Source organism: Acinetobacter sp. ANC_7588 (genome assembly GCF_056783995.1).
In genome coordinates this window covers 25985-50982 of record NZ_JBWYIU010000011.1, presented here as the reverse complement: position 1 = coordinate 50982, position 24998 = coordinate 25985, and the positions used below count along the sequence as shown (strand labels likewise).

Here is a 24998-nt window from a genome sequence, read left to right as displayed (position 1 = left end):
AAAAACCACGATTGTTCATCGTGGTTTTTAAAGCAATGATTAAAGGTCTGGATGGCTCGCTGCAATTTGGTAACGACCAGCATGAAACACTAAGGGCTCACCAGCAGTTTGTTGATATTTTTGAATTTCACCGATAAAAATCAAGTGATCGCCACCTTCGTATTGCTGTACATTTTTACAGACAAGTGTAGCAAGTGCTTCGTTCAGTAATGGAACACCTGTATCACATTCACCATGATCAACTGTGGCAAACTTATCTTGTGCACCACGGGCAAAATGGGTAGAAAGCTGATGCTGCTCCTTCGTTAACATATGAATTGCAAAGTGCTCAGCTGCAACAAAATCGGGCAAACTTGGTGCTGTTTTCGACAAGCTCCACAATACCAGCGGTGGATCTAATGACAACGAAGAAAATGAATTGGCTGTCATACCCACTTTTCGTCCATCCGTTCCACGTGTGGTGATTACGGTAACACCTGTGGCAAACTGACCAAGAAGATTACGAATCTCGCGAGGATTACTGATGTCAATCTCTTGCAGATTAATTTTATCTAATACATCCATTTTTAACACCTCAGTTCCATCAAGCCACTTGAGAAACTTGATCTGTTTCTAATAATTCTTTCGCTGCGTTTTCGTCAAACCACCACGGTGAAAAGTTACGTGGATCATCAAAATTATTAACGATCTGAGAAGCTAAATTGTGATTCTGAGAGGCTGCACCTAGTAGCTCAACAACATGAGGTTGAGGTGGAACCAATAAACTATTTGTCCAGCTCACGACTTTTTCAGCATATGACCAATATTTCTCAAACGTTGACTCCATCCAATCTTCAGTAAACGCTTGATTACCGTGTGCTAAGATCGCATCGAAATAAACCTTGCTACACTTAGCTGCATTATTTGATCCTTGACCTGTGATTGGATCATTCACCACCAATGCATCTGCCATACCAAATATTTTTTTACCAGAAGCCAATGTCATGACAGGTTTACGTACCGTTGGTGGGAAACGTCCTGCTAAATATCCGCCATTATCTGTCAGCGTTACGTCTTTACAACGCTCATATTCCCACGGCAAATGTTGTTTCAGAATTTCTAAGCTTTTATTTAAATGTTCTTCTGGTGTTTTAACTTCAGCCCAGCAATCCATAGGACCATTAGGAATCCCTTCAAAAACCATAATGTCACATGGACCATTTACTGTAAGCGCAGGAAAACAAAAATACTCACCCACCCCAGGAATAATATTAAAGCTCACTCTCGAGTATGGCGAAATTGGCTTCATTCCATTCACATAAGTCAAAGCCAATGCACGCTGAGGTTTGTCAAAAGTACTTCGTTCTGCGTCACGTACAAACTCTTTAACCACTTCACCTTTACCCGCAGCCAAGAGCACTAATTCATACTCGTCAGCCAAATGTTCTAATTCGTTTAGACCAACGTCTTGGAGAACAAACTTGCCTCCACGGCGCTGAAACTCTTCAAGCCAATAAGGCATCTTGACACGTTGATCAACAGATTGAGCATAACGCTCTAATCGCGCACTCCATTTAAATGCTCTTTCACCACTTGCTGGATCAACCAAAGCAAAACTAATACCTTCTACCGCTGGACAATGCTCTTCCCAAAAATTTAATCCTAAATCACGCTCTGTCTGTAACGCAGTATGGAACATACATTGACTAGACATGACTTTACCTTGACGAATCTCATCAGGAGTTTTATTCGACAAAATCGTGATGTCATATCCCTTATCAAGCAGTCCTAATCCAAGTTGAAGTCCTGACTGACCTGCACCAACAATTGCAATTTTTCTCATCTTTATTCTCCAATATTTAATTTATTCTGCTAAACGTGGTATTGCGGGTTGATTCGTTTCAGGCCCCATGACTGAATACCCACCATCTACCGCATAATCTGCGCCAGTCACAAAACTTGCAGCATCCGACAATAAAAAGGTCACTACATTTGCCACTTCTGCCGGATTACCCAAACGCCCCAAGAGATGATAATCACTTGCTACAGCATCAGCTTTCGCACGATTTTGTCCACTCACTTCAGAAATCACTCTCGACCAAGTCCAACCTGGTGAAACTGAGTTGACACGGATACCATCTGGCGCAAAATCCATTGCCATCGATTTGGTCAGTTGTAAAATTGCCGCTTTAGACACTGGATATAACCAACGTCCCGTTTGAGCACATTGCGCTGAAATCGAGGTGAAATTCACCACTGACCCTTTATTTTTTTGCAAATCTTCATATACGGCACGCGTTAGCTCAACAATAGACACCAAATTGATATCTAATGCTTTTAACCAATCTGATCGTGGTGATTTGAAACCATCATCAAGATAGGTACATGCCAAGTTCACTAAATAACTGACTTCACCTAGATGATTTCTAATGCTTTTCACCGCTTCATGAATTGCGATGTCTGAAGTTAGATCAGTTTGTATAAACATCACTTCATAAGGATGTTGCGCAGCTATGGTTTTTCCGTAGTCATCAATGTCTAAAATGGCAACTTTAGCCCCTAAATTCACGAGACTTTGAACCACAGCCTGTCCAATCAACGTTGATCCTCCACTGACAATGGCAACTTTATCTTTAATATTTAATTCCATTTTTTGCCCCATATATTTTGATTATTCGATTGGCTTACCAGCACTCGACTCCCAACTTGGCATCAAGCCATTTGAAGGAATATCTTCATCTAAAAGTTTTTTCGCTGTTTCTACACCTGCAACAGGCAATCCTTCTGGATTAAGTAATCCGATTTGGACAAGTACAGAAGCTTGATCCCAATAAATATGTTCGTGACAAAGTTTTGGACCTCTAAACTGAATGACCCCCAACATTGGAATTTCGACATATTTTCCAGTCGGTTTTACACCTGGTAATAACCAATCAATTTCAGTGTCGTGAGTGAAACTCATGATGAATTCATCCACAACCTGAGTAGATCCCACAGTTCTAGAAATTGAGGTGATTTTCATATCTTGAGGGTTTTGATGTACAAAATGATATCGATAGAATCGCGCTAACTGGCTATATCCCACACCACCTGTCAATGTTGGAATGTGATTCACATATGGTTGAGCGACCATCGTTGCCATGGTTGCTGGTACATCGCGCGTGTCGAACTCATGTCTGATATGCTCTTCCCACAATGCAACTAAGTCATAGTGAGGGCCAACCGTTTCATGTAATGCTGTTACGGTACGTTCATGGGCGAATCGCGCCGATGGTTTGTGATAATGATCGCTGTTCGGTCGTGCAAATGCGTGATCAACACCTTCATAAACATAGGCATGAATGTGTTTAAATTGTGCGCATGCTTCAGTGATTTGATTTCGCGCTTCAGCTGGACAGAATTGATCAAGTTCAGCCATGTGTAACACAAGCTTACCCTTCACATTCGAGAGTTCATCGAGCGCTTTTTCAATGCCTACACCGTAGTAAGCAACCGAACACGCTAAGTTATCAATACGGCATGCCGCCAAATATGCAAGTTTTCCACCAAGACAATATCCCACCACTGACTGACCCGAAGTCGTGTCACACGCATCTAAAGTCGTTAAAAAATCTAAACTTTCACGAATATCATTTACACCCTGATCTTCACCATATTGTTGATAAAGTTGAAAAGCTTTTTCAAAATCCTCAGGTGTATAACCTAACTCAATGTTTGGTGCAGTACGCCAAAATAGATCAGGAACTAAAACGGTATAGCCTTCCTCTGCGAGAAAGTCAGCTTTTGCTCGCATCGCTGCATTGATACCAAATATTTCATGACACAATACAATCCCTGGACCTTTCTTCGCTTCTGGGACTGCCAAATACCCTGAATAGCGATTCCCTGATTTGGTAGTTATCTCAATCGTTTGACCTGTCATTTTTTCTTCCCTAAGACATCGAATATGATCTGATCATGAAATGAAATGCGATAACAAACTGTCCAAAAAATGCGGAGACTATCCTGAGACTGCTGATTCTTTACACAAAGAATTTGCATAAATGGATATCGAATTTAATTATTCAATGAACGAAATTGAGTCGTTGGTTATAATATTGGTTCGACTCATTTATCTTTTGCTAAAAATAGATCTTATAATCGATTTACGCATTTTTTCTCATGCTAAGCTTGAGCAGTACTTCTTCGTTTCAAAATTTAACTACAGGTTTTTTTCAAAGATGACTTTAGATCAATCCAATATCGATCTTTCAACATTGACGCCAATGATGCAGCAATACATGACGGTGAAATTACAGCACCCGCATTCGTTAATGTTCTATCGTATGGGTGATTTCTACGAGTTATTTTTTGACGATGCGCATAAAGCCGCCAAAATTTTAGGGATTACGTTAACCCACCGCGGTAAAGCGAATGGACAACCGATACCCATGGCTGGAGTTCCGTATCATGCAGCAGAAGGATACTTAGCGCGTTTAGTTAAAAAAGGTGAAACCGTTGTTATTTGTGAACAACTTGGGGAAGTCACTGGTAAAGGACCTGTCGAACGTGGTGTAGTCAGAATTATTACACCGGGTACATTGACAGACGATGCATTGCTGAATGCCCATCAGAGTTCAAATTTAGTATCCATCTGTATTAAATCTGATGAAATTGGTATCGCCCTATTAGATCTCAGTGCAGGTATTTTTAAAGTCCAACAACAAAATTTTCAAGCTGAACAACTTCCTCTGGAACTTGCGCGTCTTATGCCAAGTGAAGTTTTGATTGATGAAGATTTCAAGTATCCAGAAGTGGTTGAACAGATTAAGCAAATTCTTGATTGTCCCGTTACAAAACGCCCAAATGTAGACTTCAATCTGAATAATGCGCAAAAAACTTTATGTGATCAATTTGCCGTAAGTACTTTATCTGGCTTTGGAATTGAACATCTTGAGTTAGCGAAAGCAGCCGCGGCAGCTTTAATTCATTATGCTAAAGATACCCAGAAAACAGCTTTGCCACATATTCGTTCAATTCGACTTGAACAAAGCTCCGATTTTATCGCTCTTGATCCTGTGACGCGACGAAATCTAGAGATCATTGATCCTTTGTTTGAGCATGGCACTTCATTATTTGATTTGACCAACCAATGTCAAACGGCTATGGGTAGCCGACTACTTAGTCGAACCTTAATGCAACCGATTCGTGATACTGCGTTGTTAGATCAGCGTTTAGATGCGATACAAACAATACTCTCTGGCTATCATGAATCTCCGATTCGTCTGGTATTAAAAGAAATCAGTGATATCGAACGCGTACTCAGCCGTGTGGCATTAGGAAGTGCGCGACCACGTGATTTAGTGCAACTACGTCAAGCCTGTGCTCAGATTCCGTATTTACGCCATGCATTAGCACCGATGACCTCAACACCGCAATCCGCTTTAATCAATCAATTGAATGAGGAATTGGGTGACTTTAATGGTTTACATCATCGCCTCATGTCAGCCATTGTGGAAAACCCACCTGTTCTACTCAGAGATGGTAATGTCATTGCAAATGGTTTTGATCATGAATTGGATGAACTTCGTCAAATACGTGATCATGCAGGACAATTTTTAATTGATTTAGAAATCAAAGAAAGAGAAACAACAGGTATAAACACACTAAAAATCGGTTATAACCGAGTGAGTGGCTACTATATTGAATTAACCAGAGCGCAAGCAGAACAAGCTCCTGCACATTATATTCGTCGTCAAACATTAAAAAATGCTGAACGTTATATCACCCCTGAATTGAAGTCTTTCGAAGATAAAGTGCTTTCAAGCGAATCACGTGCATTGGCTCGTGAAAAACTTTTGTTTGAAATGTTATTGGATGAATTACGTCAAGATATCGCCAATCTTCAAATGATGGCGAGCGCTATTGCTCAACTGGATGTTCTTACAAACTTCGCACATCTATCAAGATTATATAATTGGAATCGTCCGGAATTTAGCCCTGAAATTGGAATACACATTCAAGCAGGACGCCATCCCGTTGTTGAATCACTGATTAAAACGCCTTACACCCCAAATGATACTTATCTAGATGTACAGCATCGTATGTCGATTATCACAGGCCCCAATATGGGTGGTAAATCCACATTCATGCGTCAGACGGCGTTAATTACGCTCTTAGCATATTGCGGTAGTTTCGTTCCAGCGAAATCTGCCAAATTGGGACCTATTGATCGGATCTTTACGCGTATCGGTTCAGCAGACGATCTTTCTTCTGGCAAATCTACATTTATGGTGGAAATGACGGAAACTTCTCAAATTTTACATCATGCCACTCAACAATCTTTGGTATTGATGGACGAAGTAGGTCGTGGCACAAGCACTTATGATGGTTTGTCATTAGCTTGGGCTTGTGTTCTTGATTTGACGCATCGCATTAAATGTTTATGTCTTTTTGCAACGCACTATTTTGAATTAACAGAATTAGGCATGGATCCGTGTATTTATAATTATCATGTCACTGCGCAAGAAGTGAATGGTCATCTCATCTTATTGCATAAGGTTCAAAAAGGTCCTGCAAGTCAAAGTCATGGTTTACAGGTCGCTAAACTAGCAGGTATTCCTCAAAACGTGATTAAAGAGGCTCAAGCTAAACTTAAAAAACTGGAGAAACTCCAACTGCAAACTCAACCTGTGCAAAAAGATCTGTTCTCTCAAGATTTATTTTCAAATAGTGAACCTGTAGAAAAAATTATTGAAGTTGAAAATGTGGTTGAAATTCATCAACCTTCTCAAGTTGAACAACTCCTTTCAGAAATTATTGTAGATGACTTAAGTCCAAGACAGGCTTTAGACCAACTCTACCAACTCAAACAATTACTCCAAAAATCTTAGTTCAAGCACACTCAATCAATAAGCCAGTCAACTGCTGGCTTTTTTTTATTCATGATTTTTGAAATCAGAGGCAGAATGCCTGAGAATTTGCAAATTAGTACGATCTCATCATAAATATTATTGATTTAGTAGCATCCCCTATATTAAATATCAAGAAAAGGAATTGTTAGTTTCGTTCAATTTGCCTAAAATACAGCATTCGTTATTAGAACCATATTTTTTAGGTAGCTGACGCCATGACCTTTGTTGTCACTGAAAATTGTATTAAATGTAAGTATCAAGACTGCGTAGAAGTTTGCCCAGTTGACTGTTTCTATGAAGGTCCAAACTTTCTAGTCATTAATCCAGATGAGTGTATTGACTGCGCGTTATGTGAGCCTGAATGCCCTGCAAATGCCATTTTCTCGGAAGATGAACTACCTGAAGGTCAAGAAGTCTTTATCGAACTCAATGCTGAACTTGCAGAAAAATGGCCTAACATTACGCAGATTGGTGATCAACCAGCTGACCGTGAAGAATGGAATGGCAAACCAAATAAATTGCAATATTTAGAAAAATAATCCAATGAGAGATCAGCTTCGGCTGATCTTTTTTATACCCAATTGGTACATTTATTTGCAATTTATACGCATTCTTGATAATCAATTAGCATAAAATAGAAACTTATTTGCTTTAGTAAAATTTATTTATAATGAAATTAATTTTGAAGGGCTTGTGCTCAATCAGTGCAATATCGTTGATATTGATTGGATGTACGTCCTCCCCTCAAAAAGGACGAACTATCGTCACCAATGATGGTCAACGCATATATATTCCACAAGAAAAAATAACCTATGAACGTCCAGCGCGACCAAAAGTCATGCCGAATTCTTATCGTGTTTGGCTGATGCAAGGTAATAACCAAGCTCAAGCACGAGAATATGAACAATACTTAGAACGTAATAATGTTGGCAATATTATCCCAAGTTTTGAATTATTTAAATCAGCACGTGCTTGGCAGAAATGTGGTAAATCTGAATATATGGTTCCAAACCGTGAGCTATGGTCGAATCAGTTACCAACACTGAAAGTATTTAAATATCTCGTTGCAGCAAGGATTTTAACTGATTTTGAGGTTACATCTGTATATCGTGACCTTCCATTAAATCAGTGTGCTGGTGGCGCAGGTTCGTCTCGACACTTGTATAACTCAGCCATTGATTTCAGAATCGGTCCTGAATTTCCTCAGGCTGAAGATTATGCATTCATCGAAAATTCTAAATTTAAATTGTGCCAATTTTGGCAAAATTATGGTCAAAGCTTAAATATGGGCTTAGGTTTGTATGCGACTGGTCAAATACATATTGATACTCAAGGTTACCGAACTTGGGGACCCGATCTGACTCGAAATACATCTTTATGCCATTACTAATTTTAGATGATCACATTTAATTAAGAGGTCTTTGACCTCTTTTTTTTTGACTGATTTTTCAGCATCAAAGCATCAGAAATTTGCACATTCACTCGAAACGATTACAATGCACTGAACTCCCTACAGGTACTCAGTTATGCAACAACAATGGTCAGATATTGATGCTTATATTGAATCTCATCTGATGCCAGAAGATCCAATTTTAACTCAGACTCTACAAAATACAGCTGATAAGGGTTTTCCTGACCATCTAGCAGTTGCTGCTAACCAAGGCATGTTATTACAAATGTTGATTCAAATGAATCAGTGTAAGCGTGTGTTAGAGCTTGGAACCTTTGCGGCTTATAGCACCATGTGGCTAGCAAGAGCTCTTCCTGAGGATGGATATATTCTCACGATCGAGGGTCGTGATACACATGCAGCACTCGGTCAAGAAAATATCGACAATGCGAAATTAAAGCAAACGGTTGAATTAAAAGTTGGTCGCGCTGCGGATATTCTCAAATCTTTACCTGAAAATTTTGAGCCATTTGACTTTATATTTATTGATGCTGATAAACAAAGTTACCCAGAGTATTTAGAACTATCACTTAAATTTTCACGCTCAGGTACCATTATTTTTTTAGATAATGTGATTCGCGCTGGTGATATTTTGGATGAAAAAAATGTCAAACCAAGCATCGAAGGTATTCGTGAAATGTACCGCCTTATGCAGAATCATCCTCGACTATTGTCGAGTACAGCATTACAAACCGTCGGCAGTAAAGGACATGATGGTTTTGCACTGGCGATTGTCAAATAAATCTTAATACTAGTCATTAGTATCACTTAAAGGAGTATTCATCAATTTGAATACTCCTTTTTTTTGCACTAAAGCCCTGAAAAAGTTATCCCCGATTCCTGTTTGTATTCCTGTGGATAAAAATAAAATATTATGGCAAACACCTGATTTTCATAAGCTTTAATCAAAAGATTATAAAATAATCAAACCATAAAACCCTACTGTTCTAAAAATTTATCCACCTTCTACCAGTAAAGTTGAACCAATATTTATCAAGTAAAATTAATCAAAATTGATTGATCATTTAGCAACCAACAATGGAACGACTGAATTTCTAAATATATTGGTCGTAATACTGCCCAAGAAAAATTGTTTTACTTTACTGCGACTATAAGCACCTAGCACAATTAATTGAATTTGATGTTGTTGCTGATAATCTAAAATATTCTCAGCGACATCTCCAAAACGGTATTCAACAACCACATCCAATCCAGCTTCACGTAAATACTGAGCTGGGATATCAAGAATTTCGGGATGATCACCCACATAAAGCAAATGACACTGAAGTGTTCTTAATAAATCACTTTTAGCAACACGATGCATCATTTCTTTACAAGTCTGAGAATCTTCATAGGCGAAAATAAAACGTGTTGGTGGCTTAAAGGTTTCACCAACAGTTAAAACCGTACAACGAGCACCACGAATAAAATTCTCTACATTACTCCCTAAGCTTTTGTGTTTTTCCGCGGAGCGCTCACCTACTCGACCAATAATCGCAATATCATTTTCATTTTCATTTAAAACATTGAAACTCTGTTCGAGGAAATCGCCTTTTTCTTGAATTTTTATCGGCGTAATACCATATTTTTCTTCAATCACTTCTGAAATATGTGAAAGAAGATTATTACTATAATCTAAAGCTAATTCACTTTGTTTTTGTTCTAATTCTGCGAGTTCTTTTAAGAGCATCGCATTACTTTCAAATCCAATCACACCACTAATTTCACCCAGATGATAACTTGCAGGATAGTAATCTAAAACCTGTAAAAGGACTAACTCACGTTTAGTTCGATCCGCAATCCAGGCTGCTGCTTCAGCTAAGGCATGAATACATGGGGATGAATCAATACACGCAATTACACGGTTCATGATTGCCTCACTTTGACATGATGTCTGATTGTTCTTTTCTTTAAACTATCATAGCTTTCGGGCAAATGAACATGGTTTATGTAATTTAATCCAATCTTTCGCGTTACGAATTATTCACGCATTCGTATAAATTGAGCTGGATTCCCTGCAACAACTTCTCTTGCCTGAATATCCTTAGTAACCATACTATTCATACCTACAATCACCTGTTCATGTATGGTCACGCCATCTTTAATGCCCACATGCGCCCCTAACCAAACATCACGATGAATCTCAATGCCTTTTGAGCGTACTGCTTGCTGGTAAATAGGTTGATCTAAACTCATGCCATGGTCAAATGCATAAAGATGACAATAAGCTGCGATCCGTACTTGGTCATGAATCTTAATCCCAACGCGTCCACCATCTAAAATACAATGATGATTAACGGCGACTTCAGACCCAATTTCTAAAGGACCATGCAAGGTACAATCCGCGGCAATAAAAGTATTATCTCCAATAATGATCTTCCGACCACGCTCAGCAAAAATATGGGCTAAAGGGGAAATGAAACAATTTTCTCCAATTTCAACAGTCTCCATGTCCATTAAATAGGCTTGATAATCTTTTTGCCAAGCTTCAGCCCATTCACGATGCTTTGCCTTGAGTGACCAATATAACCAAGGCATGTAATTCAAACGATGTTTATGTTGTTCTCGATACTTGAGTAAAGGATCATGTTCCGTCACGTTCGACATCCTCTATATTCAATTGTTCACGTCCACGAGTAACATCTTGGATTTTCAGTTTAAACGGCTCAATTTCATGAATTTGCATACGTGCAGTAATCAATACTCCAGAGTCAACATATTCTTCAATATATTCAATTTTTTGTTGATTTAGCTCGTATTGAAAAATCGACCACTCATTAAATTGGCATTTAAAATTTACAGTTTTCTTTTCGATGAGTTCAATTTTTTCGACCTGTAATAAGCATTGCCCTGCTACACCTCCGTATGCTCGTACCAAGCCTCCAGTTCCGAGTTTGATACCACCATACCAGCGGTTTACCAATACAATAATATTAGTGAGCTCATTCCCTTCAATCGTTGCAAGTATGGGTCTTCCAGCTGTTCCTGAAGGTTCTCCATCATCATTAAAACGGACTTGATGCCCAATTTTCCATGCCCAGCATTGATGGGTCGTCGAGGCATCAAAATACTGGTTTAAAAACTCTTTTACATCCTGTTCATTTTCCACAGGTGCGGTGATCGCCTGAAAACGGCTTTTCTTAATATCTTCTTCATAGATATAAATCTGAGCAAGAGTAAATGGCATGGTAAATTACAAAGGTTGAACTCAAATACATTATGCGTGATTCAATCATATTAAAAAACCCAATCAAAACATCATTGATTGGGTTTTAAACAGACTGAAAAAATAGAGATTATCGTTCGCGTAACGCTTCTTTCGCCTTATTGAATGGTTTCAACAGGTATTCAAGAATCGTTTTTTGACCTGTCTTAATATCAACCGTTGATACCATACCCGGCGTGATTGGGAAAGCTTGCCCAGCTTTGTTATAAAGCTTGTCTGAATCAGTACGAATATACACACGATAATAGAATTGATCTTGTTTAACTTCATCACGTAACGTATCAGGAGAAATAACTGTTACCTCTCCTTTCAAGCCACCGTAGATTGAATAATCGTAAGCAGTGATTTTAACTAAAGCTTCCTGTCCAGGATGAATAAATGCAATATCACGCGGTGAAATTCGCGCCTCAATTAAAAGTTGTTCATCTAAAGGGACAATGGTCATCAACTTACCATTCTGAGGAATAACACCACCCAAAGTCATCACATCAATTTCTTTTACCACACCGCGGACTGGTGCTTTAAAGATTGTACGATTCAGACTATCAGATTTACCTTTGATCACTTGTTGTTGAGTTTCGACATCAGTGCTCGCCTTAGATAACTCTTCGCGTGCCTGCACATAGTACTGGTTACGAATATCGTTAATTTGGTTGGTCAATTCATTTGCTTGACGTTTTAAACGTAAAACTTCAACTTCACTCGCAGCACCTTTGGCAACAAGCGGTTCTGTCATTCTCAATTCTTGCTGAACTAACGTAAGTGCTTGCGTTAAGCCAGCAATAGATTCTTCCATATTGGCACGTCTAGAACGATAAAGCTGAGTTTCTTCAGCAACCAATTTTGGAATTTTTTGAACTGATTCTGGAAATACCAGTGGACCACCATTCACTTCCGCACGTAAACGCGCAGCTGTTGCTTGAGATGATAGTAGTAATGATTCTGATTCACCCACATTTGAAGCAAATCTTGTCGGATCAAGTTGAGCAAGGGTTTGCCCTTTTTCAACAATATCACCTTCTTTAACTTCAAGTTTGGTTAGAATCCCGCCCTCTAAAGATTGAATCACTTGTTCCTTAGAAGTTGGAACCACTTTACCTGTACCATTAGAAACTTCTTCAAGTTTGAAAATAGCTGCCCAAATAATGAGTGCAAGCAAACCCAGACCAATAATCCAAATCGTAATACTGACCTTCGGTAATGGTGGCTCTAACTGAGACACTTTTAATGAACGTTGTTGTTTTAATTCTTCGCTCATGATTTAGCCCCTGAATTTGCTTGTTGCTGGCCAGAATTATTTAAAATTTGATCACGTGGGCCATCCATAACGATACGACCATCATTCACCACAATAATACGATCCACTAACTCTAATACTGCACGGCGGTGGGTTGCCACAACCAATGTGCGATGTCCAAGCCAGTTCTTCATATGATCAATTAATTGTTTTTCAGATACATCATCAATCGCAGCTGTAGGCTCATCTAACAACAGAATATTTGGCTGACAAATGAGGAGTCTTGACAATAAAAGTGCCTGACGTTGTCCACCTGAGAAGCCTACACCACCTTCTAAAATAATATGATCTAGTCCCTCCTTCTTTTCTTGAATGAAGTTGAGTGCACCGGTTACTGCAAGTGCTTTTAATAAATCATCATCTGTAGCTAATGGTGCACCTAACGTTAAGTTTTCTCTGACTGTACCAAAGAATAGGTGCGCATTTTGATTCAACAAACCTACGTCACGACGAACGTCCGATGGATCTAACAAGGTAATATCAATATTATCTAATTGAACCTTACCTTGAACTGCAGTTTGCATACCTGAAAGTAATTGAAGAATGGTCGATTTACCTGCACCGTTACGCCCAAGAATCGCAATTTTTTCACCTGGTTTAATTTCAAGTTTAGGAATAACGATACTTGGTTTAGGATCTTCTTCGCCGTATTTAAAGACCACACCATTTAATTCATAATGACCATCGAGTACTGATCGCTGAATCAATTGTGAACGCTCAGGATGGTCAACCTGTTTACTCATTAATTCATCAAGACTTTCTTTCGCTGTTTTAGCTTGCTGATAACGACCAAGAACACCTGTAACCTGTGCAATTGGCGCTAACATACGTGATGATAGAATCGAACATGCCACCAACGCACCGGTGGTCATTTCTCCATCCATTACCGCAAAACAACCCACCAACACCACAATTGCAAAAGTCAACCCCTGTAATTTTTGAGTCCAAAGATTCAATACGCCTACAATTTTACGTTGTTTCATGCTGATAGAAGCTGAAACATCATTCATGTGATTCCACTGATTTTGAAAGCGAGACTCTGCACGTAGCAGTTTAATATCTTCAATACCTTGAACGGCTTCAACGAGAATCGCATTTCGTATTGATGACTCACGCATACCCTCTTTAGCCAATTGCGCTAATTTTTTTTGCGCCAAAAGCCCTGGAATAATCATCAGCGGTACAACCACCAAAATTACCCAGAAAAGATTGCCACCAATAAGCCAAAAAATACCAAGAAACAGGAAGAAGAATGGTAAATCAGCAAAGGCGGTAATTGTTGTAGATGTTACAAGCTCACGCACACCTTCTAATTCACGAATTTGTGAAATAAACGTTCCCGTGGATTTAGAGCGTTCACTATTTTTAATACGTAAAGCATGACCAAAGACCCGATCCGAGACTCTTAAATCCGCACGCTTACCAATCATATCTGAAAGAATTAATCGTGAGTATTTCAATGCGAATTCAAAGATTGCAGCAAGTAATACACCACCTGCCAGTACCCACAAGGTTGGAATAGATTGAGCTGGAATAACGCGGTCATACACATTCATCGAGAATACGATTGTCGCGAGTGCTAATACGTTTGCAAGCAATGATGCAAACATAATATCGATATAGCGTTTCCAATCGCGTAATACAATTTCCCAAAACCAGTTTTTTTCATATGGTTTAATGTATTCGTCAATACGCGCATCAGGCACTGAGGTTTCTGGTCTTAAAATATAGACTGAGTCGATGACATCTAACAATGTATCTACTGAAAATGTCTGTGCTAACCCTTCATCACCGCTCAGTTGAACACTTGCATTACCTTGTGCATCTGCACGATCAATGACGCCAACTTGCCCATCTTTAAATCCGACCAATACCGGTAAACGCCACGGATTTAAAATATCGGGGCTAAAATCCACTTTACGGACATGTAAACCTACTTGGCGTGTCATAATTGCCAAGATGTCATCGACTGACTGGTTCTGATTCCAGTTTAGTTCTAAGCGAATACGTTCAGCAGAGGTTTCAATTCGATAATGACGTGCAACCGTCAGGACACCTTGTAACCATGGTTGATAATTTATTCTTGTATTCATGGTTTCAATTCTACCCCTTGAATGGTCAAATTATTAAGTTGATATACATCGCGGCTCTTACCAGAAGCGGCAATATATTGAACTAAGTTTTCATAAATATCATAACGTGCCGTTTCAATATCTGAATTTGAACGGTGAATCGCTTGCTCAGCATTTAAAAGATCAACAGCTGTACGAGTGCCAAGTTTATATTGTTCTTGATATAACTCTTTTGTTCTGACTGATGTCGCTTGTTGATCAATTAATACTTTCATTTGTCGCTGTTTATTTTCAACTTGTTCTTGAGCACGACGAATTTCATCAATTGTTTCTAAATAAACTGCATTTACTTTTGCTTTAGCAGCTTCTTCTGCAAACGATGCCGCACGACTGCGTGAACTAATTGCACCACCTTGGAAGAAAGTACTATTTGCTTCAAGCATAATAGAACTATCTGTTCCATCGTCTTGATTGTTATTCGGATTACGTCCGTTGACTGCTTGACTCAATGTACCTTTAACATTTAACGTAGGATAACGACTCAATTGAGTTTGTTTTTTTTCCAATTCTGCAACATCAACTTCTGCTTTGGCAGCCATCATTTTCGGAATTTCGTTAAACTTTGGCTCTGAATAAATATCTGAAGCCTTAATTAAACTCTCAGGTATTTCCCAGTTATATTTTGATATATCTGTTCCCATCAAAGTTCTAAGACGTTGTTTAAATACATTGAGCTGTGTTTCTTGCAGAATTAAATTTGATTGTGCAGATTCATAATATGATTGCGCTTGAATTGGATCGGCCTGACTGCTGATACCTGCCTCTGCACGTAAATTAGCAATTTCTCGGATTCGTGATATACCAGCAATTTGCTCACGTGCAATACGTGTAATTTCTTCATATCGCTTAATATTCACGATGGCAGAAGCCACTTCAAGAGCAATTTGGTCAATTGTGACAAGAACTTGAGCTTGGCTAAACTGCAACTTGGCTTCTTCTGTACTAACTAGTGATTTTTGTTTACCAAAGTCAAAAAGTAGTTGCGTCGCATTGACATTAAATAATTGACGCCCTCTTTCTCCTGAAGTCATATCTCCAGTTGAAACACCTGCACTCAACTGTGGGTAATAACCTGCTTTAGCAACATCAATAAATGCATTTTGTGATGCGAGTGAAGAAACACTTTGTGTCACTTCAGGATGTCTCGCTACTGCGATCTTAATCGCATCGTATAAGCTTAACGTTTGTTTATCAGCCGTCCCATTCACAAGTGGCATCATAGATACTGGAGCACTTGGCGAAGCTTGTGTCGTGATCACAGGCAATTGTTCGACATGTTTAGGATCAAAGCTAAAATCACTCAGTTCATTTAACTTAACTTGTCTAAAGTCATCATCAGCTTTAGGTTTAAAAAACTGATCCATATTTGATTTTAATGCAGTTAAGCTGAATTTTTTCTTTGCTTGCGGTTCAGCATTCACCGTATTGTATTTTAGTTCAGAGACGACTTGATCAGCTTTAGGCTTAATATTTACAACTGGCTTAATCGACTGCGATTGTTCAGATATTTTCGCTTTCTGCTCTATTGGTTTTGAATAAACAATTGTAGGTTTATTTACAGCCAAAGCACTAGTCGGTTGCTGAACGATCAAGTTTGGACGCTCAATTACATTCTGTGTTTCTAACTTATTATGAGAACCTGATTTAAAAGGCCAAAAAGCTTTGGCTTTAGATACAAGACTTTGACGATGTTCAACTTTCGCTACAGTTGAAGGTGGAGCTTGTAGCAAGTTGTTTTGGCTGTTAATTTGTTGATCATTAACAATCTTCGGTTTTGGTGTACTAGACACTTTCAATGAAGATTCACTCAGCGATTTTTGTAAAGTCGGTGTCAAAACTTTTGTATTTGAAACATTGCCAGTAGCTTGGTGATGACCCTCATCCAACTTAGTTTTATCTTTGCCTATATTCCCAATAAATGTAAAGAGTTTACTTTTTGGTTTTTCTGTTTTGTCTTCTGAAACCGATGTTTCATTTTCTAGTAATTTTGCGTGTTGCGCGTCAATTAAAGATTCTGTTAGTTGATTTTGGATCTTTGGTTTAAGCGGTTTTAAAACCTGACGAGTGTCTTTAGTAGCGGGTTGTACAGTAGATGAAATAGTAGGTTTTAGAACATTTGGCGCTGAAGCCTCTTCAATAACCTGCTTTACCTTTGGCAGCAATATTTTTGGTTCAGATGCCGCTTTTTCACGCTTAACAAATGCAAAGAAAGATTTCTTTTGAGTCTTTTCCTTCGACTCATTCTGAGACTGCGAATTAGATAAAGGTATAGTGTTAACTTGAGCAATTTCATTTTCGACTATGTCGTCTAAATCAGGAACTTGTTCAATAACTTTAGGAACAAGAACCTGTTCTTTCACTTGCTCTTTCGAGATTTTGGATTTCGATTGGAATAATTTAAAACGTGGCTTTTCAAGCTGTTCAGGTATATCTTCAACAGTCTTTTTTTCCAAACTAAAGTTGATTTTTGGTTTTTGTAATTCTGCTGATAGTGCACGTTGGGTATCGTCAATTGCTAGAGGAGCGATTGCATCTTCAGCATGTACTTGTGTCGTACATAAACTGATCGCAAACAGCGTGATATACCCCATATCCTTCTGACTTAATTGATGTTTAGCCACTTGTAATCTCTATTAAAAAGTGTGAACTACGTCACATAAAATCAATCGTATTCTACAATGATTTTTATATTATTTCTGCGTCAATTGTAAACTTACGATTTGTTTGAGTTAATTTACAGTCTAAATATCTATAAAACAACATTATTTTATAGATATCACACTATTTTTTTAAACTGTGAAATCATCACCTAAATAAACTTTACGGACAGTTTCATCCATAAGTACTTGATCTGGTGTTCCTTCCGCAATGACAGATCCTTCGCTGACAATATAAGCATGCTCACAAATCGCGAGCGTTTCGCGAACGTTATGGTCTGTAATGAGCACACCGATACCACGTTCTTTTAAATTGCGAATGATATCTTTGATATCACCTACAGAAATTGGATCTACCCCAGCAAAAGGCTCATCAAGGAGCATAAACTTAGGATCGGCGGCTAATGCTCGAGCGATTTCAGCACGGCGACGTTCCCCCCCTGACACACTCATCCCCAAAGAATCTTTAATATGTGTAATTTTAAAGTCTTCTAATAACTCTTGAAGTCTCTCTTTACGTTGTTGCTTATTAAGATCCTTCCGCGTTTCAAGAATCGCCATAATATTATCTGAAATACTCAATTTACGAAAAATTGAAGCCTCTTGTGGCAAATAACCAATTCCATGACGAGCACGCTCATGCATTGCAAGGTCCGAAAGATCAAGATTATCTAAATGAATTTCACCTTTATCCATTCGAACCAGTCCGACTACCATGTAAAAGCTTGTCGTTTTTCCCGCCCCGTTCGGTCCAAGCAAACCCACAATTTGACCACTTTGCATGCTAAATGAAACATCTTTCACCACCCAGCGTTTACTATAAACTTTGGCAAGATGTTTAATTTTTAATGTTTGGATTTGTGATTCATTGACACTCATTAATCACGTACTCCAGAGAATGATTTTGAGGCAGAAGGTGGAATGATAATTTGTACACGACCTTTCGAACTGCCTGTGCCACTACTGCCACCGCCTACAACTTCGATATCACCCTTATTCATACTGTAACGCAAAGTGTTCCCACGAATACTTGCGCCATCTTGATACAAGTATGCATTACCCGACAAAGTAATAATGCCTGTATCAGCGTTATATACAATTTTAGAGGCTTCACCACGTGCAATGCCACGTTTAGACTCTAATTGCTGTTGGAATTTTGCAGGGGAACCTGACGCATTTACTGAGCTAATTTGGCGATTGGCATTGAGATTAGCAACTATAGAGGCTGCATTTAACTTGAAAGTACCTTGTTCAACAGAAACATTCCCCACATAGGTCGTTATACCTGTTTTGTCATTATAGGTCGCACGATCAGCTAAAAGCATGATGGGTTGATTACGATCACTTGGCAATGCAAATGCCATAACAGAAATAGAACTGAGTGCCACCATTGCTATTGCTTTAAGCATTTTTGAACCTGATAAATAAGAAGGTTTAGTTTGGTGCATACTTTCCTCGAATATTTTTAAAATCGTACTGACCTTCATTCAAATCTGCTTCTAAGCCTTGGCTGACAAAATCTGCATTTGGTGTTTGTACAGTAACTTGCTCAGATGTTTCAAGCTTTCTTGTTTTTGGATATCCTGTAAGCGCATCGGTTCGAAAAACCATTTTGCCCATTTCTCCTTGCTTGGTTGCAACAACATCTCCAGATAACACAATCTTCTCATTGTCATTGAAACCATGTGCTTGTTTAGCATAAAACGTAGCGTCTTCTACATTATTAGTAAACATGCTGGCATTTAAATTCTGCAAGCTTGATGTTTTCTGTTTCATATCTTGGTTCAGCTCATCCACTGTAGCCTTAACATAAAGCATGCCTTTTTCATCAGTTTGCAAAAGATTAATATTCTTTGCTGAATATGTCATCGATTGAGCGGATGAACCCTCTAATTTTTTCCCTTTACCGCTGTAATAATAATAGCCACCACTTATAGCAGCGACAATAACAGCAGTAATGTATAAAACTTTAGTATCCATAAATCATCAACTATATTCAGCGTTCATATCAACTGCGTATTAATGCGTTACAGCCAAATATTTTTCAAGAAGTTCATGGTAAACCCCTTTTGACAACAATAACATGTCACAAATTTCACGCACAGCGCCACGACCACCATAAGCTTGGGTTACAAGGTCTGCACGACGACGAACTTCAACATGACCATTTGGCACTGTTACTTTCATTCCCGCAATCGCAAAAGCTGATAAATCTGGCCAATCATCCCCCATATACAAGCAATCTTCTGGTTTTAAACCCAGTTGCGTACAAGCTTGCTGTAAGGCAGTCCCTTTGTCTTCACGCCCCTGATAAACTAAGTCTACACCTAGATCATTCATACGCTTTGCCACAATATTGCTTTGACGACCGGTAATAATGACAACTTTAATTCCAGCTTGCTGAACAAGTTTCATCCCAAGTCCATCACGAATATCAAATGACTTAATTTCATCACCTGAGTTCGTCAACGTTACAAAACCATCACTTAGAATACCATCCACATCCAAAACCAACGCTTCGATATGTCGTGCTTGTTCTAACAATACATAAGATGCCATGAATTAATTTACCCCAGCTTGAATTAAATCGTGCATGCTAATCACACCAATCACTTGTTTGGCATCATTGACTACTACAAATTGATTGATTTTTTTAGCATTCATTTGCTCTAGCGCTTCAACCGCTCTTGCTTCTTGTGAAATGGTTAGAGGATTTTCAATCATAACCTTTGATACAGCAAGATTAACATCAAAACCTTGTTGCTTATCAATGAGACGTCGCAAGTCACCATCCGTAAATATACCTAACAAAACATCATTTTCATCCACAATTGTGGTTAATCCGAGACGTTTGTTTGATATTTCGTATAAAACTTTATTCATTGGTGTATCTGGTGAAACTTTTGGTAGAGAGTCACCCACGTGCATCAGATGTTTAACATGCAACAGTAATCGCTTACCGAGTGCACCAGCTGGATGCGACATGGCAAAATCATTTGCAGTAAATCCACGCGCTTCAAGTAAAGCAACAGCCAAAGCATCACCTAAAGCTAAAGTCGCTGTCGTGCTTGAAGTTGGTGCCAAACCTAATGGGCATGCCTCTTGAATATGACCAAGTGTAAGCGCAACATCAGCGTTCTGTGGCATTGGTCCACGGTCATCACCTGAAATTGTTATCAATGGCACACCCAAATGTTTGATGAGTGGCATTAACATCATGATTTCATCACTTTTACCAGAGTTCGAAATCGCGATCAGCACATCTCCACGAACTAACATCCCGAGATCACCATGACCAGCTTCACCTGGATGCATAAAGAAAGACGGAGTTCCTGTTGATGCAAATGTTGCAGCCATTTTTCGACCGATATGACCAGATTTCCCCATACCAGTGACCACTAAACGACCTTGACACTGTAGGATAATTTGACATGCTTGGGAAAAACGATCATCAATCTGACTGGATAGTACCGATAAAGCTTGACGCTCAATCTCTAAGGTTTCTTTTGCAACCTTTTGAAAATCAATTAAATATGTAGTATTTTCAGAATTCAAATCTGGGCACCTTGAGGCTGGATTCAGCCACAATTTCAATCATTAAATTATTCTTCATATATTAACATAAGCATGCAAGTATCTTTTTCTTAAATGTATAAATTTCATTTGCATAGATTTTTTACGCATAAAACTTTGTGAAAGATAAGCCTTAGGTTAAGATGAACCACCATTTTTTTAGCTTTTTGAAGACCTATGCAACCATTTGTTCTATATAACTCAGAGCAACGAAAAAAAGTTGAGTTTGTACCACGCAAAGAAGGACATATTGATATGTATGTCTGTGGGATGACAGTTTACGACTACTGTCATATCGGTCATGCTCGGGTTATGGTTGCATTTGACTATATTATTCGTTTTCTTCGTAGCCAAGGTTGGAAAGTTAAATATATTCGCAATATTACTGACATTGATGACAAAATCATTGCACGTGCAAATGAAAATGGTGAAAGCATTACAGCACTCACTGATCGCTTTATTCAGGCAATGAATGAAGATGCTGCTAATTTAGGATGCTTGGCACCTGATGAAGCACCTCGTGCGACAGAGTACATCGATCAAATGCAAAATATGATTGGTACTTTGGTCAATAATGGCACTGCATATCCTGCGTCAAACGGTGATGTGTACTTCGAAGTTGAAAAATTTAAAAAATACGGGCGTCTATCTGGTCGTAAACTCGAAGACATGCAAGCAGGTGCTTCCGAACGAGTCGATGTTGAAGTTGAAAAGAAACATCCTTTCGATTTTGTGCTATGGAAGCATGCAAAAGAAAATGAACCTTCTTGGAAATCTCCTTGGGGGAATGGTCGTCCAGGTTGGCATATTGAATGTTCAGCAATGTCTACATGTTGCCTTGGTAATCATTTTGATATTCATGGTGGTGGGTCTGACTTAACCTTCCCCCATCACGAAAATGAAATCGCACAAAGTGAAGCTGCAACTGGCGAACAATATGTAAACTATTGGATGCACGTAGGCTTTATCAATGTCGATGGTGAAAAAATGTCTAAATCTTTAGGCAATTTTTTCACGATTCGCGATGTCATGGAAAAATTCCATCCTGAAGTTATTCGTTACTTTATCGTTTCATCACACTATCGTAGTCCTGTGAATTTTTCTGATACTGCGCTTAAAGAAGCTAAAAACACATTAAGTCGTTTTTATCATTCATTTAAAGCATATCAACAGATATATGGTGCCGAAATTAATTCGCAATACGATGAAGCACTCGTTGAAAAGTTTAATGCAGCAATGCGGGATGATTTCAACACATCAGAAGCGATTGCCGTACTTTTTGAAATCAATAAAGAATTAAATCGTGCCGTAAAAGACGAACTTGCTGAACAGGCGGCCATATATTATGCCACCTTGCGCCATCTGACCAATATCTTAGGTCTTGTTCAACATAATGTTGATGAATTCCTAAAATCAGATATTGGTCAAGAAAGCTTATCTTTGAGTAATGATGAAATTGAAAATCTCATTCAACAACGCAAAGATGCCAAGAAAGAGAAAAACTTTGCGCGTGCAGATGAGATTCGCCAAAATCTTCTTGATCAAGGCATTGTACTTGAAGATACGCGTCAAGGAACTTTATGGCGACGTGCTGATTAATTCATCAATTAAGTTTTGGAAGTGTTGACAGGGTGTGCAAAATCACTATAATTCACACCATATTGCGGGAATAGCTCAGTTGGTAGAGCACAACCTTGCCAAGGTTGGGGTCGCGAGTTCGAGTCTCGTTTCCCGCTCCAAAATTTTAAAAGCCTCAATCGAAAGATTGAGGCTTTTTTATTGACTTAAATTCTCAAATAAAGTCGACCTAGATTAAATTATTCGAAAGAGAAAAAAGACGCTAGCCGACCAAAGTCAAAGTTGTTCCACACCCAATCACTCTCGAACTTGAACAGGTTTTCATCTTAAATTCACGCTTTTTTTGATAAAATTAATCACTTTAATGCATTTTTAGGCTAAAAGCATGAGATTAAATGCTGACTTCTCTCAACCTGTAATGATTACTCCAGAGGAGTATCAATGGGTTCAATCCCCAAGAGGCGAAGTTAAACGAATGATGTTTGATCGTGTTGGCTTAGAACAAGCAAGAGCAACCAGCCTAGTTGAGTTCCCTTCAAATTCTCAGTTCCCAGAGCATCAACACCCCTTCGGTGAAGAAGTTCTAGTGTTAAAAGGGACTTTTACTGAAGATGATCATCAGCACTATCCATCTGGATGGTATATGCGAAATCCTCACCTTTCTAAACATATTGTCTCGAGCTTAGATGGATGTCTGATCTTGGTGAAACTCATGCAAATGTCTGAAGAAGAAAAATTAGCTACCCGAATTGATACTCGTGACGAGCGAAACTGGACCTATTTTAACAACAGAAAGATTTGCCAACTATTTCAATCTGAGTATGAAGACACCTTTCTCGAAAAACTCGAAAGCCAACAGGTTTTAGAATCAACACATCATAACGGTATTGAAATTTTCATTATCGAAGGTGAATTGGTGATGAATGAACGAAATTATTCAGCTGGTTCGTGGATGAGGTTTCCGACTCAACATCGTATTGAATTCAAAGCAGGTGCTTCTGGCGCTTTGATTTATGTAAAAAAAGATCATTTAAAAAATATATACCCAAAAAAACCCAATACATTATTGGGTTTTTAAGCTAGTGCATTGATTAAGATTCATCATATGCGCTTTTTTTCCAGACACCCATATCAATAAGCTTCTGAATTTGCTTATCAATCACTTCCGCTTTATATTCGTCGTGATGTCCCTGTTTTTGCTGCAAATACAAATTTTTAGGATATATATTATTTTTATAAATTAATTGTGCGCATTCTGCACGTATATCTTTCATCCAATTGGTCACCTGAGCGTGTGTACGATGATAACGAAGTGCCTCAATATCAACTACACCAGTCACATAGGTAGATCCATTGGTATCATGCTGTTTACCCACTATTTTACCTTTATGGTCCACAATCATAGAAAGACCACCACCACAATCGATTGGTGCTAATGTATTTTCATCAAGATACATCCCCCCAATATTAGGTGCTACTACGTACATATTATTTTCTAAAGCACGAGCACGATTGGAGATTTCAAATACATCATTTTCAGTAAATGAAGCTGGTAAAGATGCACGATAGACGACTTCAGCACCATTCATCGCTAGGCCTCGACCATTTTCTGGAAAATTACCTTCCATTGCCATCATGATGCCCAATCGACCAATTTCCGTATCAACTACTGGCCAAAATGATTGAAGCTCTTCACCATATTTTTTTACCCACTCATCATACAAATCATGAGGTGATGCTGAACGCTCGCATGGCAATAAAGCAGACATTTTGTGGTGTTTTAAAATAATTTCGCCTTGAGGATTTATAATAAATCCGACATTAAACATAATGCCTGGCCAATCCTCATTTTTAGCTTTGGCTTGCGCCATGATAAAAACATTATGTTTTTTAGCTAACTCACCTAAACGATCTGTTTCAGGGCCTGGTATATCGATCGCACCATCATCCAAGAATTCTTGAATATCAACATCGAGTGCTTCATCGTTGAAGCCCTGTAATGCCCCCTCTGGGAGAACCAACAGTCTTACTGGAATATCTAAAGAACTCAACCATAATGCACCGGATGTAAGTTCCTCTAAATGAGAGATATTTTTCATAATATCTGCTCTACAACTTGTGCCCCATATTGTTGGAACTAATCCTACTACACCATAAGGTTTGATCATTTTATTTTCCTCTAAATCCATTCAGTTTTTTTATGTACTTAAAAA

Annotated in this window: 22 protein-coding genes and 1 tRNA gene; 7 read left to right on the top strand and 16 right to left on the bottom strand. The window is 38.6% G+C overall.

Features of this window, described 5'->3' with window-relative positions:
- Positions 1–39: 39 nt before the first annotated feature.
- From AC1M9J_RS11165 to AC1M9J_RS11150, 4 genes are read right to left on the bottom strand one after another with little or no spacing between them, the layout of a single operon-like run.
- Positions 40–564 carry a flavin reductase family protein gene (locus AC1M9J_RS11165; protein WP_035266396.1) on the bottom strand — a complete coding sequence of 175 codons (525 nt, stop codon included), beginning with the start codon at positions 562–564 and terminating at the stop codon, positions 40–42.
- Between the two features lie 19 nt (positions 565–583).
- Positions 584–1822 carry a styrene monooxygenase/indole monooxygenase family protein gene (locus AC1M9J_RS11160; RefSeq protein WP_481952318.1) on the bottom strand — a complete coding sequence of 413 codons (1239 nt, stop codon included), beginning with the start codon at positions 1820–1822 and terminating at the stop codon, positions 584–586.
- A 21-nt stretch (positions 1823–1843) separates the two neighbouring features.
- On the bottom strand, positions 1844–2629 hold the full coding sequence (locus AC1M9J_RS11155) for an SDR family oxidoreductase (RefSeq protein WP_481952317.1): 786 nt from the start codon (positions 2627–2629) through the stop codon (positions 1844–1846).
- 21 nt (positions 2630–2650) lie between these two features.
- Entirely contained in the window at positions 2651–3901 is a 1251-nt protein-coding gene (locus AC1M9J_RS11150; protein WP_481952316.1) for a dienelactone hydrolase family protein, read from the bottom strand.
- Positions 3902–4199: 298 nt separating this feature from the next.
- Between AC1M9J_RS11150 and mutS the strand changes: the two genes are divergently transcribed.
- From mutS to AC1M9J_RS11130, 4 genes are all read left to right on the top strand, one after another.
- On the top strand, positions 4200–6851 hold the full coding sequence (gene mutS / locus AC1M9J_RS11145; protein ID WP_481952315.1) for a DNA mismatch repair protein MutS: 2652 nt from the start codon (positions 4200–4202) through the stop codon (positions 6849–6851).
- A gap of 236 nt (positions 6852–7087) precedes the next feature.
- Positions 7088–7411, top strand: coding sequence for a ferredoxin FdxA (gene fdxA / locus AC1M9J_RS11140; protein ID WP_035266386.1), 324 nt, complete (start codon positions 7088–7090; stop codon positions 7409–7411).
- A 131-nt stretch (positions 7412–7542) separates the two neighbouring features.
- Positions 7543–8262, top strand: a complete 720-nt coding sequence (locus AC1M9J_RS11135; RefSeq protein WP_035266384.1) for a D-Ala-D-Ala carboxypeptidase family metallohydrolase — start codon at positions 7543–7545, stop codon at positions 8260–8262.
- 136 nt (positions 8263–8398) lie between these two features.
- The gene (locus AC1M9J_RS11130; protein WP_035266381.1) at positions 8399–9064 is read left to right on the top strand and encodes an O-methyltransferase; all 666 of its coding nucleotides are present in this window, start codon (positions 8399–8401) and stop codon (positions 9062–9064) included.
- A 279-nt stretch (positions 9065–9343) separates the two neighbouring features.
- Here AC1M9J_RS11130 and AC1M9J_RS11125 read toward each other — a convergent pair whose 3' ends face one another.
- The 11 genes from AC1M9J_RS11125 to AC1M9J_RS11075 all read right to left on the bottom strand — a co-directional run bounded on the left by AC1M9J_RS11125 (position 9344) and on the right by AC1M9J_RS11075 (position 21162).
- Positions 9344–10192: a universal stress protein gene (locus AC1M9J_RS11125; RefSeq protein ID WP_481952314.1), complete on the bottom strand. Its 849-nt coding sequence runs from the start codon at positions 10190–10192 to the stop codon at positions 9344–9346.
- A gap of 110 nt (positions 10193–10302) precedes the next feature.
- On the bottom strand, positions 10303–10920 hold the full coding sequence (locus AC1M9J_RS11120) for a DapH/DapD/GlmU-related protein (RefSeq protein WP_092767727.1): 618 nt from the start codon (positions 10918–10920) through the stop codon (positions 10303–10305).
- Positions 10907–11509: an IMPACT family protein gene (locus AC1M9J_RS11115; RefSeq protein WP_481614198.1), complete on the bottom strand. Its 603-nt coding sequence runs from the start codon at positions 11507–11509 to the stop codon at positions 10907–10909. The genes AC1M9J_RS11120 and AC1M9J_RS11115 overlap by 14 nt, the downstream gene beginning before the upstream one ends.
- A 109-nt stretch (positions 11510–11618) precedes the next feature.
- The gene (locus AC1M9J_RS11110; RefSeq protein WP_035266373.1) at positions 11619–12806 is read right to left on the bottom strand and encodes an HlyD family type I secretion periplasmic adaptor subunit; all 1188 of its coding nucleotides are present in this window, start codon (positions 12804–12806) and stop codon (positions 11619–11621) included.
- Positions 12803–14938, bottom strand: a complete 2136-nt coding sequence (locus AC1M9J_RS11105; protein ID WP_092767723.1) for a type I secretion system permease/ATPase — start codon at positions 14936–14938, stop codon at positions 12803–12805. The genes AC1M9J_RS11110 and AC1M9J_RS11105 overlap by 4 nt, the downstream gene beginning before the upstream one ends.
- The gene (locus AC1M9J_RS11100) at positions 14935–16341 is read right to left on the bottom strand and encodes a TolC family outer membrane protein (protein WP_481952346.1); all 1407 of its coding nucleotides are present in this window, start codon (positions 16339–16341) and stop codon (positions 14935–14937) included. Before AC1M9J_RS11100 ends, AC1M9J_RS11105 begins: the two co-directional genes overlap by 4 nt.
- 1425 nt (positions 16342–17766) lie before the next feature.
- On the bottom strand, positions 17767–18513 hold the full coding sequence (gene lptB / locus AC1M9J_RS11095) for an LPS export ABC transporter ATP-binding protein (RefSeq protein WP_481589320.1): 747 nt from the start codon (positions 18511–18513) through the stop codon (positions 17767–17769).
- Entirely contained in the window at positions 18513–19043 is a 531-nt protein-coding gene (gene lptA / locus AC1M9J_RS11090) for a lipopolysaccharide transport periplasmic protein LptA (protein ID WP_373683313.1), read from the bottom strand. Before lptA ends, lptB begins: the two co-directional genes overlap by 1 nt.
- A gap of 25 nt (positions 19044–19068) precedes the next feature.
- Entirely contained in the window at positions 19069–19614 is a 546-nt protein-coding gene (gene lptC / locus AC1M9J_RS11085) for an LPS export ABC transporter periplasmic protein LptC (RefSeq protein ID WP_180028221.1), read from the bottom strand.
- A gap of 39 nt (positions 19615–19653) precedes the next feature.
- On the bottom strand, positions 19654–20193 hold the full coding sequence (locus tag AC1M9J_RS11080; protein WP_481587672.1) for a KdsC family phosphatase: 540 nt from the start codon (positions 20191–20193) through the stop codon (positions 19654–19656).
- A 3-nt stretch (positions 20194–20196) separates the two neighbouring features.
- A complete protein-coding gene (locus AC1M9J_RS11075; protein ID WP_481596412.1) occupies positions 20197–21162 on the bottom strand; it encodes a KpsF/GutQ family sugar-phosphate isomerase in 966 nt (321 codons plus the stop codon).
- A 222-nt stretch (positions 21163–21384) separates the two neighbouring features.
- Between AC1M9J_RS11075 and cysS the strand changes: the two genes are divergently transcribed.
- The 3 genes from cysS (at position 21385) to AC1M9J_RS11060 (ending at position 23863) form a co-directional block, all read left to right on the top strand.
- Positions 21385–22806 carry a cysteine--tRNA ligase gene (gene cysS, locus AC1M9J_RS11070; RefSeq protein WP_481952313.1) on the top strand — a complete coding sequence of 474 codons (1422 nt, stop codon included), beginning with the start codon at positions 21385–21387 and terminating at the stop codon, positions 22804–22806.
- Between the two features lie 64 nt (positions 22807–22870).
- Positions 22871–22946, top strand: a tRNA-Gly gene (locus tag AC1M9J_RS11065).
- A gap of 224 nt (positions 22947–23170) precedes the next feature.
- The gene (locus tag AC1M9J_RS11060) at positions 23171–23863 is read left to right on the top strand and encodes a cupin domain-containing protein (RefSeq protein WP_481952312.1); all 693 of its coding nucleotides are present in this window, start codon (positions 23171–23173) and stop codon (positions 23861–23863) included.
- Between the two features lie 13 nt (positions 23864–23876).
- Here AC1M9J_RS11060 and AC1M9J_RS11055 read toward each other — a convergent pair whose 3' ends face one another.
- On the bottom strand, positions 23877–24953 hold the full coding sequence (locus tag AC1M9J_RS11055) for a nitrilase-related carbon-nitrogen hydrolase (protein WP_180028226.1): 1077 nt from the start codon (positions 24951–24953) through the stop codon (positions 23877–23879).
- Positions 24954–24998: the final 45 nt, after the last annotated feature.

What these genes read in the sequence shown, in the direction of transcription:
- AC1M9J_RS11130 (WP_035266381.1), top strand. Translation starts at nt 8,399, where the DNA reads ATGCAACAACAATGGTCAGATATTGATGCTTATATTGAATCTCATCTG.
- AC1M9J_RS11110 (WP_035266373.1), bottom strand. Translation starts at nt 12,806, where the DNA reads ATGAGCGAAGAATTAAAACAACAACGTTCATTAAAAGTGTCTCAGTTA.
- mutS (WP_481952315.1), top strand. Translation starts at nt 4,200, where the DNA reads ATGACTTTAGATCAATCCAATATCGATCTTTCAACATTGACGCCAATG.
- lptB (WP_481589320.1), bottom strand. Translation starts at nt 18,513, where the DNA reads ATGAGTGTCAATGAATCACAAATCCAAACATTAAAAATTAAACATCTT.
- lptC (WP_180028221.1), bottom strand. Translation starts at nt 19,614, where the DNA reads ATGGATACTAAAGTTTTATACATTACTGCTGTTATTGTCGCTGCTATA.
- AC1M9J_RS11060 (WP_481952312.1), top strand. Translation starts at nt 23,171, where the DNA reads ATGAGATTAAATGCTGACTTCTCTCAACCTGTAATGATTACTCCAGAG.
- cysS (WP_481952313.1), top strand. Translation starts at nt 21,385, where the DNA reads ATGCAACCATTTGTTCTATATAACTCAGAGCAACGAAAAAAAGTTGAG.
- AC1M9J_RS11055 (WP_180028226.1), bottom strand. Translation starts at nt 24,953, where the DNA reads ATGATCAAACCTTATGGTGTAGTAGGATTAGTTCCAACAATATGGGGC.
- AC1M9J_RS11080 (WP_481587672.1), bottom strand. Translation starts at nt 20,193, where the DNA reads ATGGCATCTTATGTATTGTTAGAACAAGCACGACATATCGAAGCGTTG.
- lptA (WP_373683313.1), bottom strand. Translation starts at nt 19,043, where the DNA reads ATGCTTAAAGCAATAGCAATGGTGGCACTCAGTTCTATTTCTGTTATG.
- AC1M9J_RS11135 (WP_035266384.1), top strand. Translation starts at nt 7,543, where the DNA reads ATGAAATTAATTTTGAAGGGCTTGTGCTCAATCAGTGCAATATCGTTG.
- AC1M9J_RS11165 (WP_035266396.1), bottom strand. Translation starts at nt 564, where the DNA reads ATGGATGTATTAGATAAAATTAATCTGCAAGAGATTGACATCAGTAAT.
- AC1M9J_RS11115 (WP_481614198.1), bottom strand. Translation starts at nt 11,509, where the DNA reads ATGCCATTTACTCTTGCTCAGATTTATATCTATGAAGAAGATATTAAG.
- AC1M9J_RS11100 (WP_481952346.1), bottom strand. Translation starts at nt 16,341, where the DNA reads ATGGATCAGTTTTTTAAACCTAAAGCTGATGATGACTTTAGACAAGTT.
- AC1M9J_RS11125 (WP_481952314.1), bottom strand. Translation starts at nt 10,192, where the DNA reads ATGAACCGTGTAATTGCGTGTATTGATTCATCCCCATGTATTCATGCC.
- AC1M9J_RS11105 (WP_092767723.1), bottom strand. Translation starts at nt 14,938, where the DNA reads ATGAATACAAGAATAAATTATCAACCATGGTTACAAGGTGTCCTGACG.
- AC1M9J_RS11160 (WP_481952318.1), bottom strand. Translation starts at nt 1,822, where the DNA reads ATGAGAAAAATTGCAATTGTTGGTGCAGGTCAGTCAGGACTTCAACTT.
- fdxA (WP_035266386.1), top strand. Translation starts at nt 7,088, where the DNA reads ATGACCTTTGTTGTCACTGAAAATTGTATTAAATGTAAGTATCAAGAC.
- AC1M9J_RS11150 (WP_481952316.1), bottom strand. Translation starts at nt 3,901, where the DNA reads ATGACAGGTCAAACGATTGAGATAACTACCAAATCAGGGAATCGCTAT.
- AC1M9J_RS11155 (WP_481952317.1), bottom strand. Translation starts at nt 2,629, where the DNA reads ATGGAATTAAATATTAAAGATAAAGTTGCCATTGTCAGTGGAGGATCA.